The following is an 18,053-nucleotide window of genomic DNA, read 5'->3' as shown; positions in this document are numbered from 1 at the left end:
GGGTTCTGGCGCGCCCACCAGCCACGACGCTTGCGCGGCGCGACAGCGCGACGGCGTTGTTTCGTTTCCCCCTGACGACTCCCCACAACCCCAGTGTGCCAAATTGATCATCTATTGTGATTGCCCCAGGCGAGTGTAAATAGGCCATTCGATGTCACCGAACCCGCCAAATGGCGGGTCAACCCCTCCGCGCCTTCCCGCCCACGCCGAGCGGGCCACGTCGACCCGAAGGGCGCAGTACGCACAGGACACCGGTCGCGTACGCAGTACTAAGATGATCCCCTGCCCGGCTTACATCGGCGACCGCTACGGCGATACCCACGCCGTGGACCTCCGACGAACACCGAAAACATGACGGACACTCAGAGCGAACCGCCCGCACCGCACTCCTTCCCGCACCGGCACGTCCCTGGCAACGCCCCCGGTCCGACCGAGCCGACACGGCCGCTATTCCCTCGCCCGAGTGAATGGCGACCAGTGAGCAGAACGCGACAACGGCGTTCCGCGCTCATTCGTGTGTCACTCGTTCGATTGACAATGTTGATCACCTGTGGCACAACTGGCGCGCGGCTGCCCCCGGCTGATCAGGTGCCGGGAGGGGCGCGCGGGCGTTGCGTCGATCGGGCGTCGGGGCAACCACGCGTCCCCGTTTCCCGGCATGATCCATGGTGGCGCAATCGGACGTTCGGACGGTTTGCGGGAGCGGCGGGTCGGAGGCCGGAACCGGGGATCGCGCGACTGGGGAGTTGTTGCTGGTGAGCCACGCGTGGGACAGAGCGTCGGACCGACTCGACCTGCTCCACCGGGCTTTTCCGGTCCTCGGCCGGGGCGAGCTGCCCGCCCGGGTCCTCGCCGTCAGCGCCGACCTCCCCGTCGAGGTCTTCCAGGACGTCCCGGCCACCGGTGCGCACCCGTCGGGCCTGATCCGCACCGGGCCGGACGCGTTCGGCCCGCACCGCCCGACCGAACCACCGGACCCGCCCTGGGACGAGGCCACCCGGGACCTGGCCGCCCGCGTCGGCGAGGACGTGCTCGCGACCCTCGCCACGGCCGGTCGGGCGCTCGGCCGCCCCCCGGCCGGGTTCGACCACCGGGCCACGACGACCACGGGGCTCCCCCCGGTGCGGTTCGCCGACCGGGAGCGGGCGCGGGACTGGGTCCGCGCGAACCTGGGGTTACTGCCGGCGGTCGTGCGGGCGTGCGCCAACGCCCGGTCCCGGGCGCTGGCCGTCGCCGTGGCCGCCCACAGTTGGACCTGCGCACCCGGTGACGCACCCCCGGCGTGGGCGCACGACCTGTCCGAGGCGGGTGCCGACGCCGCCATCGCCGACCGCGCGCCGCGCTCGTTCACCGGTCTGATGCGGTTGGGCGCGCAGTGGTTCGCCGACCGGGGCGACATCGCGACAGCAGAACGCCTCGGCGTCCGCGAGTGGGCCGCGTGGGAACGCCTCGCGGACACCGACGGCATGATCGACGTGCTGTGGCACCGCGCCGGGGTCTACGCCGCCGCAGGCCACGAAGATCGCGAGCTGGACTGCTACGTCCGCCTGCGCTCGCTGTACGAGGCCGGCGGCGACCACCTCGGCGTCGTCCGCACCACGGCCGCCACCGGCACCGCGTTCGCCCGGCTGGGCAGCGACCAGGACGCGCTGGAGCACCTGTCGCAGGCGGCCCAGGAGTTCGCCGCCCTGCCCGGGACGACCCCGGTCGAGCAGGCCACCGTGCTGATCACCCTCGGCCGCGTCCACTGGACGTCGGGCGACCACTACGCCGCCCGCCGCCGCTTCCACGCCGCCCACCGCCTGCTGGCCGACGCCGACCGGGCGGGGCCGGCCGGGCGGGCACCCGTCGAGGCCCTCGCCGACCAGGTCCGCCGCCTGCTCGACACCGAGGCGGGGCGGTCACTCCCGGACGGCTAGCTCCAGAACTCCTCCCAACGCACCCTCAGCTCGGCCAGGGTGTGGACGAGGGCCGTCGCGGTTCTGGCCCCGGAAAGGAGTCCGGGCCACCACGACCGGGGTCGTGGCCGGACGTGACGGGTGCGGCCGAGGGCGTGCACGCGGCGTCGGACGAGCGACGCCCGGCGGGTCGGCGGGGACACGCGTGGGGACATGGTCGGGGTCGGGTCGCCTTTCACTGTGGGGGGTGCTCACCGCTCGTCGGGGCGCGGCTCGAACAGGTCCGCGTCGGACGCGGGTTCCAACGGGGTGCGCAGCGTGTACAGGTCCAGCACCTCGTCGCAGACGAACACCCGGTTCCACGACTTCTCCTGGACCACGCGCAGGACCCCGGTCGAGAGCAGCCGCCGGGTGATCTCGCCGGCGGTGCGGTTGGAGAACCCGTACCGGGTTTCCAGCGCGCGGTTGGTCATCACCGGCTCCGTGATCAGCCCGGAGACGACCCGCCGCGTCGAGGGGGAGACCACCCGCCGCGTCGCGGGAGCGCCTTCGGCCTTCGCCAGCATCCTCGTCAGCAGCTCCTCCAGCGCCGCGATCAACCGGAGCTGCTCCTCCGCCTGCTCGCGGACGCCGCGCGCGAAGAACCGGATCCACTCCTCCACCGCGCCGCCCTCGACGATCGCCTTGATCCGCAGGTGGTACTCGTCGGAGTGGGTGGCCATCCACGGCGACAACGGCAGCACCTGGTCGCGCAGCATCCCCGAGTCCACCATGGCCAGCGAGGTGAACAGGCGCGCGAGGTGCCCGTTGGCCTCCGGGTAGGGCTGCAACAGCTCCAACTGGAGGTGCACCAACGCGATCCGGCCGAGCGCCGACAGGGGGTGCGGTCGGGTCATCCAGTCCGACAGCTCCGCCAGCGCCGCGCGCAGCGGCTCTCCCGGAGCCATGGTCAGCACGTGCGCGCGGGCCTCGTCGGGACCGCCCAACCACCCGTGGCGGGTGCGCAGCCCCTCGCTCCCGGACCGGTGTCCCCGGCCCGTGAGGATGCCGCTGCCCTGACCCAGCAGGTCCACGTCCAACGAAACGCCGGGGGTGCCGGCCAGCACCCGGCCGCAGTGCTCCGAGGCCAGGATGAACCGGCCCAGCGGATAGCGCGCCAGGACCTCCCGCGCCGACTCGTCGGCCACCTTCGCCCCGCGCCGCATTAACAGCCGGATCAGGAAGGTCTCCAGCAGCGACCGCCCCTCCCCGGACATCCGCGCCGACCGCTGCACCTCGCGGAACTGCGAGCACAGCGCGAACCTGGCCCGGTCGGGCGTGCGCTGCGCCGCCTCGTCCGCCCGCCCCACGGCGAGCGCGGCCGAGGCCAGGTCGGCGTGCGCCCGCGTCGAGAGGGTCACGTCGACCGGGAGGGGAGCGGGGGTGAAGGCACGCAGCCCGCGCAACGCGACGGGCACCTTGTCGACACCACCACCGGCGGGGTCGACCGACTCGCCCTGAGGCGAAGGTGAATGGCTCACCGGGGAACCATGGGGCAACAGAACAAACCACTGCAAGTCTTCTGAAGTGACCTGAGACATCGGGGTGCGTGCCTACGACCCGGACGACCCGAGAACTGCGGAGTCCTTCTCCCCCAGAGCTGCTCCGGAACGTTTGCCCAGCTCACAGACGCTTCGACTACCGGCCTCCCGGCATCGTCACACCCTCGTACTGCGGATTACCACCCGGATGAGAAGGCCCGGCTCACTACCACCTGCTCTGATTTCTCGCGATTCCAGATCCGAAATCTCTACCCGAACGGGTGACGCACCAGCCTGGAAAGCCCGCCGCGCCGCCTCACCGCGATGTCGGTTCGACAGGAGCGCAGACCGCATTTTCCCGCCAGGGCCGACCGGGAAGCGGCGACTTTTCCTGCCTCTGCGAGGAATCTCGCCGGCGACGGACAAATTCCCGGCCGGCGAATCCATCCTGCACGCACACACCGGAACACCTGTCGCGTGCGGCACGCGACAGGTGTTCCCGGATTTCGGTTACCCAGGTGAAGAGCTCAGCCGGTGGTGCCGCGCCGACGACGACGGAGCAGGAAGACGCCGCCCGCGAGCACGAGCGCGGCGCTCGAACCGCCGACGACCAGCGGTGCCGAGGACGACGGGCCCTCGGCCTCGCCCGCGACGTCGTAGCCGCTGGAGAAGCCCTTGGTGTCGTACTCGGAACCGGACTGCTTGTCCGCGTAGCGGTCCTTGAGCAACTTCTGGTAGTCGCCCAGCGACATCGACGCCCGACCGTTGAGCCCCTGCCGCGCCTGGTCGTTGAGCGGCGTGACCGTGAGCAGCTTGAGCTGGTACCAGCCGCGAATCTGGGGTTCGGTGAACACCAGGCTGCCGAGGTCCGCCTTGCCGGCGAAGGTGACGTCGCTGTCGCCCTCGCGCACCGCCGCCAGGTGCCAGCCGCCGCCCTGGGTGGGCGCGAGCATGACGGTGGCCTGGCGGTTGTTGACGGTGGCGTTCAACGACGACACCAGGTGGCTCAGCCTGATCGCCTCGGTGGCGACGGGCGGGGACGTGCCCGCGGCGAAGCCCGCCGTGATCTCGTTGACCGCCAACGGGTCCTTCAGGGTGAAGGTCGGCAGGCCCTCGCACGGGTCGGCCCGGTCGGGGATCGGCTGCGGCGTCACGGACCCGCCCTCGGGCACCGGCACGCTCAGGAAGCGGCACACGGCTTGGCGCACGGCCGTCGACTTCACCGCGTCGAGCGCGGCCTGGTAGTCGGGGATGTCCGCCTCCAGCGGATTCCGGTCCGGGGCCGCGTGGCCGGGACCGGTCCCGCACAGCAGGGCGGCGGCGCTCAGCGCCAGGACGGTGGTCAGGCGGGCGAGGAGCGACGCCACTCGCTCGCGGGAGGTGGGTGTTACGCGCATGTCGCCTGCCTTAACGGGAGATGCCGATCCGGGAGTGGGTCCACTTGAACGAGCTGTTGCTGACGTAGTCGTTGTAGTTCCACCAGGTGTAGGTGGTGGTGTCCGGCCAGGGGTCGGCCACGCCGATGGTGTTGTTCGAGGTGTCGAAGCCGTAGACGACGTTCATGTGGCCACCGCCGGAGGTCCACCCGATGCGCGCGCCGAGCGGGCGGGACGCCTTGACGTCGTTGTAGACCTGGTTGAACGATGCCGCGCTGTTCAGCCCCGAGCCGGTGCGCGACATGCCGAGGCTGCCCCAGGCCCTCGCCATGTCGTCCAGCGTGGCGGGCTGGTTGTTGCAGCCGTAGTAGGGCTGGGCCCGGGTGCAGAAGTCCGTCTGCGTGCTGCCGTAGCCCTGGAACTTGGCGATGGTCAGGCCGGAGGCGACCCAGCACCACTGGTTCTTCTCCTGCTTGTACATGCCGATGTTGTTGTATCCGGATTCCGCCTGGGCCGTGCCCCCGACGGCCACGACCAACCCGCTGACAGCCAGCACGATGGCCGATGCCGCGGTCGCGAACCTGAACCTGCCCATCTTCCCTGCCTTCCCGTGTGCACTACGAGTGCCGGGCGATCTGCATGGATATGACAGCGCGAAATGCCGCTGCCACGCAGAGTCGACGAGGAAGTTGCTTCGGAAGAGTGAACCGCGATGTCCAGCGCGGAACCGGACGCCGGAGACCGACGCCGACACCCCGCGGATATCAACAACCCCGTGTTCAGGCTGTTGCCATTCTTACCCGCCACCCCACGATGGTGGCCGAACCCCACTCGTTACGGTGTCGCGGACCACCGAACCGATAACCCTCCGCGTCGCAACACCACACCCGTCAGGCGGTCTTTACCACCAGGAGGTGAACGCAGACGATTCCTGCCGTTCATTGCCCCGACCTGTTACAACCGGAAAAATTCGGGAATCCTACACGGCGCGAATTGAGACATCGAGAAAACCTCTCCGCCGGCCGCGACACCCGCTCGCCGGATGTCCGCCGCACTCGACACGACCACCGGTTCCCGGTCCGGCCGGACTCACAACGCGGGACGTCGTCCGGTGAGCAGTGCGAGGCCCAGCAGCACCACGAAGCCGATCCCCGCGACCACCGCGAGTCCGGTGGTGGAGTCGTGGCCGCGCTGGACGAACGTGCCCAGGCTGCCCAGCACCGCCACGCCGAGCGCCAGGCCGAACTCCACGCTGGTCTCCGACAACGCCGACGCGGCCCCGGCCCGCCCCGGCGGTGCCGCACCGACCACGACGTCGGTGCTCAAGGCCATCACCGGGCCCTGCCCGAGGTAGATCAGCACGAGCCCGACGACCAGCGGCACGACGCCCTGCTCCTCCGGGGTCCACACCAGCACGAGAAAACCGAGTGCCGACACCACCAACGACCCCGCGAGCAGGCGGTGGACCGGGATGCGCCGGGCCAGGCTGGGTGCCGCGACCGAGGTCGCGATCATCGCCACCGCGCAGGGCACCAGCCACAACCCGGCCCGCAGGGGGGAGAGCCCGACTTCCCGCTGGAGGTAGAGCGCGGCGAACAGGTAGACCCCGGCGACGCAGGCGAGCGCGGCCAGCAGGACCAGCAGGGCGTTGCGCAGCGGACGCGCGGCGAACAGCCGGAGGTCGATCAGCGGGAGGTCCAGCACCCGCTGCCGGCGCAGGAACACGCTCCCGGCACCCGCGCCGAGCACCAGCGCGACCACGCCCGGCAGCACCGAACCGCCTTCGGCGAGGTGCTTGATGCCGTAGACGACCGGCAGCACGGCCGCCAGCGACAAGACCACACTGGCCAGGTCCAGCCGCCCGGGATCGGGGTCGCGGTGCTCCGGCAGCAGGATCGGACCGGCGACCAAGAGCAGGAGCATCACCGGGACGGCGAGCAGGAACACCGAACCCCACCAGAACCACTCCAGCAGCAGCCCGCCCGCCACCGGCCCCAGTGCCACCCCGGCCGACAGTCCCGCGGACCACAGTCCGATCGCGACACCGCGTTGGCGCGGATCGCGGAACATGCCGCCGATCAGCGCCAGCGTGGAAGGCATCAGCGTGGCACCGGCGACACCGAGCAGGCCGCGAGCGACGATGAGGAGTTCGGCGGTCGGCGCGTAGGCCGCCGACACCGACACGACCAGGAACGCCGCGGCCCCCACCAGCAACAGGCGACGCCGGCCGATGCGGTCGCCCAGCGAGCCCATCGTGACCAGGAAGCCCGCGACCAGGAAGCCGTAGGCGTCGGAGATCCACAGCAACTGCCCCGGGCTGGGAGCGAGTTCCGCGGCGAGGCTGGGCAGCGCGAGGTAGAGGACCGTGGCGTCCATGGACAGCAACGCGGTCGGCAGCACCAGCACGGCGAGCCCGAGCCACTCACGCGGCCCGGCAGGGGTTTCGAGTTGTCGATCGGACATACCGCGACGCTAAAGTCTCACACGGATGTGAGAGTCAAGCACGATTTTCGGAGGCACCGTGCGCATCAGCGAGCTGGAACGCAGGACCGGCGTCAGCCAGCGCCTGTTGCGCTACTACGAGGAACAGGGCCTGCTGCGCCCAGAACGCCGGCCCAGCGGCTACCGCGCGTACGTCGAAGCCGACGTGACCACCGTCGAGCACATCCGCAACCTGCTCGCCGCGGGCCTGTCCACCACCACGATCGCCGACCTGCTGCCCTGCATGTCGTCCGCCGGCGGGCAGCTCATCGCGGACTGCCCCGAGCTGCTGCTGGACCTGCACCGGGAACGCGCCCGGCTCAGCGCCGCGATCACCGAGCTCACCACCGCCCGCAGCACCCTGGACCGGGTGATCGCCACCGCACCGCCCTCGGTCGAACACGCGGCGGCCCAATTGCGCGAGGCCCGCTGAGGGTGCGCTCGACCGGGCACCGGCCGTGCTCGGGCAGGACGGCTTCCCGTGTCACGCGGTCCGCCTCGCCCCGACGACCCGGGAATCACGGGAGGGGGATGAAACCCGGCCACCCGGCCGGGTGCCGACCGTCGCAGTTCACCAGGAAGAGCGTGTCGTCGGTCAGCGCCGGAACAGCGAAACTCCAGTACCCCCAGGTGACGAGAACCGCACCGACCAGCACGAGGGCCACCCTGCCGTACCGGTTCCACGACCGTCCGACCAGGCGGGGCAGGAAGTGCGAGCCCACCGCATATCCCACGAAGAGCAGCAGACCGGCGAACAACACCGTCACCGCGATGACAAACATCCCGGGGCTGGTCGCATCACAGGCCCGCACGTACCACTGCACGACCATGTGCGCGCCGATGAACCAGAACACGCCGACCGCACCCCGTGCGAGAAGCGCCAGAGATCCGCCTAACCGCTCCACTCCATCAGCCACGTCGACCTCCCAGACCAGTGCCGCGGACATCACCCGACGAGGGCCGCACCCCCGCAGATGATCTTGCCAGAAGAGCCGGGGCAAGCCGAGCGGTTTGCCGGCGCGACCTCCACCACCGACCGGATATTGCCTCCGGATACCGTCGCCGGATGACAAGCGGTGCACGTCCCGGCCGGGTGATCCTCCTCAACGGGACGTCGAGCGCGGGCAAGACCACCTTGGCCCGAGCGATCCAGGACGAGAGCGGCACGCCGGTCGTCTACTGGGGAATCGACACGCTGTTCACCCTGGTACCACCGAACTGGGGCGGGGGACGCGACGGCCCGCTCAGCCGTGACGGTTTCTGGTATGACCGCACCGACGACGACGCGGACGGGCACCCGTCGGTCGTCATCCGCTACGGCGAAGTCGGGCGGCGGATGCTGCGGTCCGGTCAGACCGCGGCATCCGCGTTCGCCCACGGAGGTGACGACCTGGTCATCGACGAGTTGCTGCTGACCCCGGATCTGCTGCCGACGTGGATGGATGCGTTGTCCGGCTTGGAAGTGCTGCTCGTGGGCGTCACGTGCCCGCTCGCGGTGGCAGAACAGCGGGAACTCGACCGGCGCGCCCCGAACGGGCTCTCACGAGGGCACTACCGCACGGTGCACGACCACGGCACCGCGTACGACATGATCGTCGACAGCACAACCGGAACACCCGCCGAACTGGCCAGAGCCGTACTGCGCAGGCAACGCGCCCGGTAGAGCCCCGCAAACCGGCGTGATCCCCCAAACCTCCGGCACCAGCAATCACATCCCGACGTGAACTCGTTGCGATATCACGCCATGGTCAGAACCGATAGTCCACAGTGGACCATCAGGTCTGCGCGGGCAGGTCGAGGCGCTCCTCCAGGCGCTCGATCCGATCGACGAGCGGCTGTAGCTGCTGACGGAGCACGGCCACGATGTCGGCGGCCGGTGACGCGCCGCCGCCCGCCGTGGTGGCCCGCAGGTGGACGTAGCCGGCGAGAGCGGCCACGACCGCCCCGCGCGTCGACCGGAGTTCCGCCCCCGCCGCGCGCAGCACCTGGCCGCCGGCACCATCGGGTTCCGCGATCAAGCCCAGCAACAGGTGCTCACAACCGACGTAGTTGTGCCCCAGCGTGACCGCCTCGGTGATGGTCAGCTCCAAGGCGTTCGCGGCCGGCCCGTCGAACCGGTCCGCAGGCGTCGTCCCCGCCGCGTCCGACGTTCCCGCGGGCTCGACCCGCTGGTCGGCCACGCGTTCGGGCTCGATCTCCATCGCGCGCAGCACGTGCAGGGCCAGGTTGTTGCCCTCGGCCAGCAACCCGTGCAACAAGTGCCCGGTGCCCACCATCGCCGCCCCGTCGGCACGCGCCCGTTCGATCCCCAACCTGATCGCCGCACGGGCCCGGTCGGTGAACTGCGACAGCCCTCCGGTGGGGTCCCCACCACTCAGGTCACCCAGCGCCGCCGCCCGGATCGCGGCCACCCGCTTCACCGACTGCTCCAGCGCCCGCTGACAGATCGCCGACACCGGCACGCCCAACTCCTTGACCGCGTCGGCCAGCTCGTCGGACAGGTACACGTTGATCTTCGGCATCGCCCTACCCCCTCGGTCCACTTGTGTACCCCCATGTATAACCCCTCATGGGGGGATAGGGCAAGGGGAATCTGCGATCCGAGCCGCCTGCACGTCCCGCCCACACCCCGTCACACCGCCAACGTTCTCCGACGACGATTCCAATTCACCGAGAAAAGCAGAGGACGACGACCCTTCCCCGCTTGCTAGTCTTTCCGGTCATGCGAGCCCTCTTCCCAGGATCTTTCGACCCGGTCACACCAGGACACCAAGACGTTCTTCGCCGCGCCGCCCGCCTATTCGACGAGGTCGTCGTCTGCGTGATGTCCAATGTGAACAAAACCGGCCGCTTGCCCATCACCGAGCGGCTGGACCGGCTCCGCGCGGCGGCAACCGGCCTGACCAACGTCACGATCGACTCCCACACCGGCGGCCTGCTGGTCGACTACTGCCACCGAGCCGGGATCGACGTCGTCGTCCGCGGAGTCCGCAACGTCCACGACCTGGACTACGAAATGCCGATGGCCCTCATGAACAACGACCTGGCCGGTGTCGAAACGCTCTTCATCGCCGCAGACCCCACCCAGGCCCACATCTCTGCCACCCTGGTCACCAAGATGAGCCACCAAGGTTCTACACACCCTGGTTGAGCCTCGGCCAAGGCCATGGCATCACCGTCATCGGCTGGCGATGCCGTCACACCTCGACGGTCATTCGACCTTCGGCCACCCCGCCCCTAGTCCTCCAGCGGCGAGAATGACAAGTTCTCGAACTCCCACCGAGCTTGCGCGACTGCGGCGTCGATGCTGTCGTGATAAGTATCCGACATCACCTCCCACTCGCTGTTGCAGTAGAACAGGTAGGCGCTCGAATCGTCTTCGTACCGGGCGATCGCCAGACCCACGACCAACTGGGGAAAGCCGGCCACCGAATGCCGCGTCGCCCCGGTGGCCACCTGGTCCTGGCCGCGCAGCGCGACGAGCTCCACCTGAGCGCCGTCGAGCACCCGGGGAGGTCGATTGGTCATCGGACGATCCTCGCCACGGTGTTCTCGACCACTCGGCCGTCCTCCAGCGCTTCGAACTGGCCGATCGTAGTCGGCGACCACGTCGGCGGAAGTGCCCTCGTCCGCCGAACACACCACGGCAGCCGCGTGGACGCGGAATGCCGCGTTGAGCAGCCACGCACCCTCGTTTCGACGTACGTGGTCCGCGTGCAAGTCTCGTCGCCGGTGACGGCAGCAAGGCCAGGTCCGGATCACCGTCCGTCCCTTACATCACCACGAGGCTGCGGTGTTCTCCGTGCCACGGTCGATGCCGAGGGTGGCGACGAGGTCTTCGTGGAGTTGGAACCACACACGGTGGCAGGAGTCGATGTGCGTCTTGTCGACCCAGTCCCGTTGTCCTCCCTGTGCCCGTCGCAGGGCTGCCGCGAAGCGGATGTCGTAGCCGTCGAACCTCGCCAACACCTGCGCGAGGCGAGCGATCAGCGGCGGGAGGGTGTCGTTCAGGGTGTCGAGTTCCGCCAGGACGCGCCCGTCCCAGGTGGCGTCGGCGTGGTCGTTGGGTGCGAACCTGTCTTCGCCGGTCGGTCTGATCTGCCAGTCGGTGACGGCGCGCAGCAAGCGGGCGTTGAGCGGGATGAAGGCGCGGTAGACGGTCGCGATCCGGTTCTCCGGGTCGGCACCACCGCGTTCGACCGCGAGTTGGCGCTCGTTCTCGGCCTTGCCGGAGTCGGTGAGCGACCAGCCGCCGAGGTCGGCGAACTCGACGTGCTGCACCCAGCCCGCGCGTTCCGCCTCGCGCAGCACCCGCAGGGTGTCGTCGTGGCTCGCCCCGGCGCGCTCGGCGACCGTGGCGCTGTTCGCGAAGCCGAGGAGTCGTACCGCGTGCAGGATGAGCAGCTCCGGCGCTGACCGGCCGGTCACGTCCGCTTCTCCTGCCTGGCGCTGAGGCGGGTGACGTACTGCTGGCAGGCCTGCGGGGACTGGAAGCCCATGGCCTCGGCGATCTGCGCCCAGGTCAGGCCCTCGTTCCGCGCCGCGAAGAGCAACCCGATCTCCACGCCCTCGACCTCCGCCCGTGCTGCCGGGAGCAGCGCCAGCGCGCTCAGGAGGTCATCGCGAGTGAGGTCCGCCGACCGCCAGACCGCGAACTGCGTGAGGTCGACCGCCGTGGGAGGCACCGGACCAGGCCGCCACGGGCGCGGCTCCAGCCGATCGGCCCCCAGTTCCATGAGCCGGTCCTGGGCATCGCGCTCGCGTCGACCCTGCGCGTGGTCGGCGCTGCGGGCTCGTTCGAGGTCGTGCTCGCGTTCCATGCCACCCAGCCTGCTACCTTCAACGAAATGTTGTCAACTCTTTGTTGAAGGGTGGTCCGGTGCTGACGGCACTCCCTGACGCGACTCGCTCGACCTGCGGCGGCAAGGCAGCCACCTTGGGCGTGCTGCTCCGCGACGGCCTGCCGGTGCCCGACGGTTTCGTCGTGCCCGCCGGCGGCGAAGAGCGCACTGGTGCCGACATCGGGCAGGCCCTCCGCACGGCAGTCGCCCGTGAGCTCGGGCGGCTGGGCGATCCCGTAGTGGCGGTGCGTTCCTCCGCAGCGAACGAGGACACAGCAAGCGCTTCCGCAGCGGGCCAGTACGAGAGCGTCATCGGCGTTCGGGGAACGGATGACGTGTGCGAGGCGATAGCGGCCTGCTGGGCGTCTGCCCGCGCTGCGCGAGTCGCCGACTACTGGAAGCGGACCGACGGCAGCACCGCACAACCGGCTCCTGCCATGGCAGTCCTCGTGCAGCGCGTGATCGAAGCCGAGGTGTCAGGCGTCCTGTTCACGCCCCAGCAGCCGGGGCAACCAACCCGCATCGAAGCGTCCTGGGGCCTGGGCTTGGCCGTCGTAGGCGGATTCGTCACCCCCGACGCCTACGAGGTCGCAGCGGACGGATCTGTCGGGTACACGGTCGGCAGAAAAGAAACCCGCACCGACCTCAACCGCGAGCGCGGCGGCGTCGTCACCAGCGCGGTCAGCGAAGAAGCGCAGACCGCACGGACTCTGGACGACGACACGACAACGGCCCTCGCAGGTCTGGGAAACCAGATTGCCGCCCTGCTCGACGGCCCGCAGGACATCGAATGGGCCGTCGCGGACGGCAAGGTGTGGATACTGCAATCGCGCCCCATCACGGCTTCGCTCCCCGCGATCCCCGTTCCCGGTTCGGTCATGCCTTCCGGGGCGTTGAGCGGCACGCCGGGTTCCCACGGAACCGTGACCGCGACCGCGCGCATCGTGCGCGGTCCGTCGGACTTCCCGGCTGTCCGCCCCGGTGAGGTCGTGGTGTGCCGGTACACCGACCCGGCGTGGACACCGCTGTTCACCATCGCTTCCGGCGTCGTGACCGAGACCGGCGGTGCGCTCTCGCATGCCGCGATCGTCGCCCGGGAGTACGGGCTCCCCGCCGTGCTCCGCGTCGCGGACGCGATGACCCACATCCGGAACGGCGACCGGATCGTCCTCGACGGAACAGCCGGAACCGTCACCGTCCTCCACCCCTGACCGCACCCGAATCCGCACCCGCACCCGCACCCGAGAGGAGACCGGGAGCCACGCCCGAGGTGCGCTTCCCGATGTGCTCATGGCAACCAGGTACCTCTACATCGCCAGGCACGGCGACGCCGACGCCTTCGGCAACCTCACCGACACCGGCCGCGAACAGGCCGGGCTCCTGGGCAAGCGCCTGGCGCACCTGCCGATCGCCGCTGTCTGGCACTCACCGCTGCCACGCGCCGCTGACAGCGCGCAGCAGCTCAACATCTTCCTCAGCGGGAACGCACCCGTGGCCGAAGCTGCGGAACTCATCGACCACGTGCCCTACGTGCCGCCCGTCGAGGAGACCCCGCAGCCGTGGCTAACGTTCTTCGACTGCTACGACACCGAAGAAGCCGCTGCCGGGAACAACATCGCCCAGGCCCTCACCGCGAGGTTCGCTGCCGCGCCCGAAGGCGAGGCTGACGTGCACGAGGTCCTCATCACCCACGCGTACCCCATCGCCTGGCTGATCCGCGACGCCCTCGACGCCCCGCCCGTGCGGTGGCTCAGCTTCAGCAGCGCCAACACCGCGCTCACCGTCATCGAGTACCGGCCCGGAATTCCGCCCACCCTGGCCATGTTCAACGAGATGAGCCACCTCCGCGACGACCTCCGATGGACGGGCTTCCCCGAAACTTCGCGCCCCTGACCGACCGTCGGCGTCGTGCCGACATCCCGGCGGCGGCAGCCCGGGTGGACCGACGGCGTCCCGGTGCCCCGAGGTCGGCCGGACCGACCTCGGGGCACCGGGTCACAGCGCGAGCAACGCCCGCACCGGGAAGCCGCTGTCGGACAGCGGCCGGACCGCGATCCTCAGCAGCGCCAGCGGGTTGTCGTCGCCGGCGATGCGGTTGGCGCTGAGCTCACCGCACTCCAGGCAGTGGTGGATGAGCAGCCACTCGCCGTCCGGTCGGATCGACAGGCTCAGCGCCTCCATCCGCCCGCCGCAGCCGGCCGCGCGGTCGCCGGGAACCCGGCCGTCCACGTGCAGGCTGCTCAGGCACTGCGGGCAGTGGTTGCGGTGCGCCGTACCGGGCGCGGCCAGTGGCACGTCCAGCCGGCAGCCCGCGCAGCGGAACGCGCCGCCGAACCGCCGGTCGGCACCCGGAAGGACGTCCTTGTGCCGCTGGACGCGCCGGTCGGTGTTCCGCGAGTTGTGCCGTGGCATGGTCCTCTCCCGTTCCCGACGACCTTCACAGGTCGCCGAAGATCTCCAGTGGGAACGGTGGTTGGGCCAGCGGGCGGACGGCCAGCCGCATCAGGATGAGCTGGTTGTCGTCGGCCTGCACCCGGTTCGCGGTCAACTCGTCGCATCGCGTGCAGCGGTGGACGACCTTCCAGTCGCCGTTGCGCAGCACCGCGATCGAGATGGGTGACATCCGCGCCTGGCACTCGGACGGCCCGCCCTCGACCTGGTCGTGGACGTGCCGGGAGTGCAGGCAGCTCGGGCAGTGGTTGCGCCGCTTGCCGTCAGGATCGGTCGCGACGACCGTCAGCCCGCACCACACGCAGGCGAAGGTCTCCGTGCGCGCAGCGGAGTGGGAAGGATTGGTTTTCTTGTCGGTGTTGGACACCCGGGGCTCTCCTAGCCGGATCTCGTACTTCGCGAGGACGAAGGCCGGAGGAGGCCGAGCGGTCCTCACCCCCTGGGGCGAGCCGTGTCGGTAGAACGGGCAGCCCGAAGCCGCACCGGACGATGCCGGGAAAGCCGACGCGCGCGAGCGGTCAGCGACGAGACCCGGCCGAGGTGCGGTGGCGAGGCACACTCGGCCCATGCCGGGGCATAGATCAACTGCTTTCCAGGGCGTGACGCCCACGAGTTCACGGTCGGACGTGCCGGACGCTACCCACCGGCCGGCGGTCCGCCAACCTGTTTTCCACGCATCACCCCGTGCCGACGCTCCCCCGGTGCCCGCCGGCGGTGGCCTACTGGACCTGGGGCGTCGGGCTGCGCAGGCCAGGCCGCGCGAAGAGGCGAAGTTGGGCGCGCATGAAAACGGTGCCAGGCCTCGCGATCACGATCAACCCGGCCAGCCCTCGACCGCGACGCACTGCCGCGTCACTACCGGCCCGTCGCGTCGTCCACTCAGGACTTCCGCGCCCGAGCAGCAGCTTCCGAGCACATCAGGAAGCTCACGGTGCGCACCGCGTCATCGACAAGATCCGGGTGGGAACGGCGAACTGCGCGGTCCACCGCATCCTCGATCTGTTTCCACCCATAGTCCTTCTTCAGCCTGCTCCAGACCCCTCGCCGATCAGGGGGAAGCCGCATCCCGGCGCACGCCTGCTCAGCGGTGGCGATCACCCGCATGACCTCGGGCAGCAGATCGGGATCGACGGCATCGGGCTCCCGGGTCGGGATTCGCCCACCGTGCAGGTAGCGGCCCGTGTACTTGAGGAGCGCCGCGTCGAGCGGGGTGAGACGCACGCCGCGTCGGGCGCGGTCCCGGTCCGCGTCGTACTGCTGGACGCGATGCCAGTCGGACTTCGCGGTCGCGGACCGCAGCGCGGCGAAGACCTCGCCACGTTCCAGCAGTTCGATGTCCGCGCCCTGGGCGATGAGCCGGCGTTTGTCCCAGGGGATGCTCCGGAACAACGACTCGACGTCCTCGGGCGTACCGAAGAGGATCGGGTCCAGCAGGGCAACCGCCGCGCGTTCGTCGAGAGGACCCTGGGTCCCGGCGGCCGTGCACAGGGGCAGGATCGCGCTCCACAGCAGCAGGTGCCGGGCCAGGTCGTTCCCGATCACCTCCAGGTGGGCCGCCGAAATCGGGACGGTGAACGTGCGGGGGTCACGGTTGGCGTTGGCCCCGGCACCCCATTCGAGCCTGAGCCCGCCGTCCGCGCGGACCACCTGGGGAATCCAACCGTTCTCCCGGGTGAAGACGACTTCGGTCATGACCAGTTCCCGAGTTCGGCGTCGATGCGGGGGTCGGTGCGAACCCACACCTCGCCGCTCGCGGCTCGCGGCGGTGCGTCGACGCGCTCAAGTCCGAGGGTTCGGATCAATGCCAAGAGCTCGTCACGGGCCTCGCCCGCTTCCTCGACCGTGCGGCTGTCGAAGAGGACGTAGTGCACGTCCCAGCGGTCGTTGTACCCGGAGTCGGCCCAGATCCGGCAGAAGCGATCCACCGCCTCCCGGTCGAGTGGCGTGATCGGGGTCTGCTCCGGTCCACTCGCGACAGTCGCCGCGAAGCCTTTCGCGATGTCCTCGGCGCTCCACCACTGCACCTCTTGGGCGACGATAACGGGGGTGAAGTCCTCCGTCGCGAGGAAAACCTCCAGCAGTCGGCCAATTCCGGTGTCTTCGATGTTCGTCCGGGTTTCCTGCAACCGGGCGAACAGGCCGTCGGCCATGGCGCAGGGGCCGGAGAAGGTGAAAATGCCGGTGGCGGCGACGAGGGTGCCGCCGTCGGGGTGGGGGACGTTGCGTGCGGTGTCGGTTTCCGGTGCGTTTTTCGCCGGGTGGAGGAGGTCGGCCGGTACGCCGTCGTAGAGGGCGGCCTGGGCAAGGGGGTCGTCGGAGCAGTCGAGTGGGCTGGTGTGGTCGAAGGTGACGAGCAGGCCGCGTCCGTCGGCGGTGAACCAGGCGTTGACGGTGTCGCCCTCGCCGCTGCCGTAGCCGAAGTGGGTGGTGCCAGCGGCGGTCGTGGGTTCGCGCCCGTCGACGCGGGTCAGGATCTCCAGTCGACGGCGCAGCTCGCGCGGGTGGGTGCGCCGCAACACCGACCCGTCGAACTCCGATCGGAGTTCTTCTCCACGCTGGTCACGAAGTTCTCCACCCACTTCGTGTTCTGGACGAGCACCACCCGCAGCCCGTTGGTGGAGATGAGCCGATCGTGCACGCATCAGGCTAGGGACGTCCGGCAACCAAGGGCCGTGGTCGTCGAGCGCGGTGAAGCCGCCGCGAACGAAATGGTCTGCCAGGGTTCGGTAGTCACCACGGTCGGTGACCACGCGGTACTCGCTCCGCGAGTTCTGCCACCCCTTGATCCGGCAGACGGCCCCGACCTCGAACATGACCATCAGCACTTCTTCGTTCCCCTCGTCCTCGATGCCGAACGACGTGTTGTCGGCACCACGGCGTTGGGCAACGAACTCAAGGAACGCGTCGACGGCGGAGTGAGGACCTCCCGGAAGCCACTCCTGCTCGTGGTCCTTGTCGTCGCTGAAGGTCAGTGGTCTCATCGCCATCCCTGCCGTGTCGGGCTACGGATTCTTCCGGAACGTCGCACGCGAAACGCTCACCTCACGGCAGAACGTCGGCACGACAGAACCGCAGAGACCCAGGCCGCGACCGTCCTTTGAGGTGACCCACCGCCCGCAAGATGCCTCATGACCAAGCACAGTAGCCGCGCCAGGCCACTCGGACAGGTCGTGGGCAGCGCCGACAGCACGAGACGACCGGACACCGACCAGGCGATCGATCGACGTCGAGCCGATGTCGACAACGATGAAGGTACCCGTCGTCGACGTAAGTTATGACGTTACAGACCGGCCCAGTGCTCCTCGACGTGCTCCAGGGCCGGGCGCAGCGCTGGAAAGTTGATCACCTAGCCGAGGGGACGGTAGCGCGTCCGCAGAACCCGTTGCGCGCAAACCGTATGCATCGGCAATTCGGTTCACAGCTTGGCCGACCTGGCGGCTTGGGCGCTGGGGGCCGGCTGCCCCAAGCCCCCCGGGCGGGGGCCGT

The 18,053-nt window shown here is 69.7% G+C and carries 19 protein-coding genes; 6 read left to right on the top strand and 13 right to left on the bottom strand.

The annotated features are described in order from the left end of the window. Window positions 1-755 precede the first annotated feature (755 nt). Window positions 756-1,919 (top strand): tetratricopeptide repeat protein, encoded by a 1,164-nt coding sequence (locus AB0G01_RS33135; RefSeq protein ID WP_360954098.1) that lies wholly within the window; start codon window positions 756-758, stop codon window positions 1,917-1,919. Between the two features lie 230 nt (window positions 1,920-2,149). Here AB0G01_RS33135 and AB0G01_RS33130 read toward each other — a convergent pair whose 3' ends face one another. From AB0G01_RS33130 to AB0G01_RS33115, 4 genes are all read right to left on the bottom strand, one after another. Beyond that, window positions 2,150-3,418, bottom strand: coding sequence for a hypothetical protein (locus AB0G01_RS33130; protein ID WP_360954095.1), 1,269 nt, complete (start codon window positions 3,416-3,418; stop codon window positions 2,150-2,152). A gap of 527 nt (window positions 3,419-3,945) precedes the next feature. Next, window positions 3,946-4,815, bottom strand: coding sequence for a hypothetical protein (locus tag AB0G01_RS33125; RefSeq protein WP_360954092.1), 870 nt, complete (start codon window positions 4,813-4,815; stop codon window positions 3,946-3,948). A gap of 10 nt (window positions 4,816-4,825) precedes the next feature. Continuing rightward, the gene (locus AB0G01_RS33120; protein WP_360954089.1) at window positions 4,826-5,389 is read right to left on the bottom strand and encodes a papain-like cysteine protease family protein; all 564 of its coding nucleotides are present in this window, start codon (window positions 5,387-5,389) and stop codon (window positions 4,826-4,828) included. Between the two features lie 494 nt (window positions 5,390-5,883). Beyond that, window positions 5,884-7,257, bottom strand: coding sequence for an MFS transporter (locus AB0G01_RS33115; protein WP_360954086.1), 1,374 nt, complete (start codon window positions 7,255-7,257; stop codon window positions 5,884-5,886). A 58-nt stretch (window positions 7,258-7,315) separates the two neighbouring features. On the opposite strand from AB0G01_RS33115, the gene AB0G01_RS33110 reads away from it, so the two are divergent. Further along, a complete protein-coding gene (locus AB0G01_RS33110; RefSeq protein WP_360954083.1) occupies window positions 7,316-7,708 on the top strand; it encodes a MerR family transcriptional regulator in 393 nt (130 codons plus the stop codon). Between the two features lie 85 nt (window positions 7,709-7,793). Here the strand turns inward: AB0G01_RS33110 and AB0G01_RS33105 are convergent, their stop codons facing one another. Next, window positions 7,794-8,129, bottom strand: a complete 336-nt coding sequence (locus AB0G01_RS33105) for a hypothetical protein (RefSeq protein WP_360954080.1) — start codon at window positions 8,127-8,129, stop codon at window positions 7,794-7,796. Between the two features lie 212 nt (window positions 8,130-8,341). Here AB0G01_RS33105 and AB0G01_RS33100 point away from each other — a divergent pair, with 212 nt between their 5' ends. After that, window positions 8,342-8,938 (top strand): chloramphenicol phosphotransferase, encoded by a 597-nt coding sequence (locus AB0G01_RS33100; protein WP_360954077.1) that lies wholly within the window; start codon window positions 8,342-8,344, stop codon window positions 8,936-8,938. A gap of 112 nt (window positions 8,939-9,050) precedes the next feature. Here the strand turns inward: AB0G01_RS33100 and AB0G01_RS33095 are convergent, their stop codons facing one another. After that, a complete protein-coding gene (locus AB0G01_RS33095; protein WP_360954074.1) occupies window positions 9,051-9,797 on the bottom strand; it encodes a Clp protease N-terminal domain-containing protein in 747 nt (248 codons plus the stop codon). A 200-nt stretch (window positions 9,798-9,997) separates the two neighbouring features. Between AB0G01_RS33095 and coaD the strand changes: the two genes are divergently transcribed. Beyond that, entirely contained in the window at window positions 9,998-10,426 is a 429-nt protein-coding gene (coaD, locus tag AB0G01_RS33090) for a pantetheine-phosphate adenylyltransferase (RefSeq protein WP_360954071.1), read from the top strand. Window positions 10,427-10,512: 86 nt separating this feature from the next. Here the strand turns inward: coaD and AB0G01_RS33085 are convergent, their stop codons facing one another. The 3 genes from AB0G01_RS33085 to AB0G01_RS33075 all read right to left on the bottom strand — a co-directional run bounded on the left by AB0G01_RS33085 (window position 10,513) and on the right by AB0G01_RS33075 (window position 12,095). Continuing rightward, entirely contained in the window at window positions 10,513-10,803 is a 291-nt protein-coding gene (locus tag AB0G01_RS33085; protein WP_360954068.1) for a hypothetical protein, read from the bottom strand. Window positions 10,804-11,052: 249 nt separating this feature from the next. Then, window positions 11,053-11,703, bottom strand: a complete 651-nt coding sequence (locus AB0G01_RS33080; RefSeq protein ID WP_360954065.1) for a transcriptional regulator — start codon at window positions 11,701-11,703, stop codon at window positions 11,053-11,055. After that, a complete protein-coding gene (locus tag AB0G01_RS33075) occupies window positions 11,700-12,095 on the bottom strand; it encodes a DNA-binding protein (RefSeq protein WP_360954062.1) in 396 nt (131 codons plus the stop codon). Before AB0G01_RS33075 ends, AB0G01_RS33080 begins: the two co-directional genes overlap by 4 nt. 59 nt (window positions 12,096-12,154) lie before the next feature. Between AB0G01_RS33075 and AB0G01_RS33070 the strand changes: the two genes are divergently transcribed. Next, a complete protein-coding gene (locus AB0G01_RS33070) occupies window positions 12,155-13,327 on the top strand; it encodes a PEP/pyruvate-binding domain-containing protein (RefSeq protein ID WP_360954059.1) in 1,173 nt (390 codons plus the stop codon). Between the two features lie 79 nt (window positions 13,328-13,406). Continuing rightward, window positions 13,407-14,009, top strand: coding sequence for a histidine phosphatase family protein (locus tag AB0G01_RS33065; RefSeq protein ID WP_360954056.1), 603 nt, complete (start codon window positions 13,407-13,409; stop codon window positions 14,007-14,009). Between the two features lie 102 nt (window positions 14,010-14,111). Here AB0G01_RS33065 and AB0G01_RS33060 read toward each other — a convergent pair whose 3' ends face one another. From AB0G01_RS33060 to AB0G01_RS33045, 4 genes are all read right to left on the bottom strand, one after another. Beyond that, entirely contained in the window at window positions 14,112-14,528 is a 417-nt protein-coding gene (locus AB0G01_RS33060; protein WP_360954053.1) for an RNHCP domain-containing protein, read from the bottom strand. A gap of 25 nt (window positions 14,529-14,553) precedes the next feature. After that, window positions 14,554-14,934, bottom strand: a complete 381-nt coding sequence (locus tag AB0G01_RS33055; RefSeq protein WP_360954050.1) for an RNHCP domain-containing protein — start codon at window positions 14,932-14,934, stop codon at window positions 14,554-14,556. A 512-nt stretch (window positions 14,935-15,446) separates the two neighbouring features. Beyond that, window positions 15,447-16,214, bottom strand: coding sequence for a DUF6357 family protein (locus AB0G01_RS33050; RefSeq protein WP_360954047.1), 768 nt, complete (start codon window positions 16,212-16,214; stop codon window positions 15,447-15,449). Between the two features lie 41 nt (window positions 16,215-16,255). Further along, window positions 16,256-17,548: a DUF6357 family protein gene (locus AB0G01_RS33045; protein WP_360954044.1), complete on the bottom strand. Its 1,293-nt coding sequence runs from the start codon at window positions 17,546-17,548 to the stop codon at window positions 16,256-16,258. Between the last annotated feature and the right edge of the window lie 505 nt (window positions 17,549-18,053).

This window comes from Actinosynnema sp. NPDC023587 (assembly GCF_040640215.1).
Lineage (GTDB): Bacteria > Actinomycetota > Actinomycetes > Mycobacteriales > Pseudonocardiaceae > Actinosynnema.
Note: the sequence above shows the minus strand (reverse complement) of the source record. Positions and strands in the feature narration are given on the sequence as shown.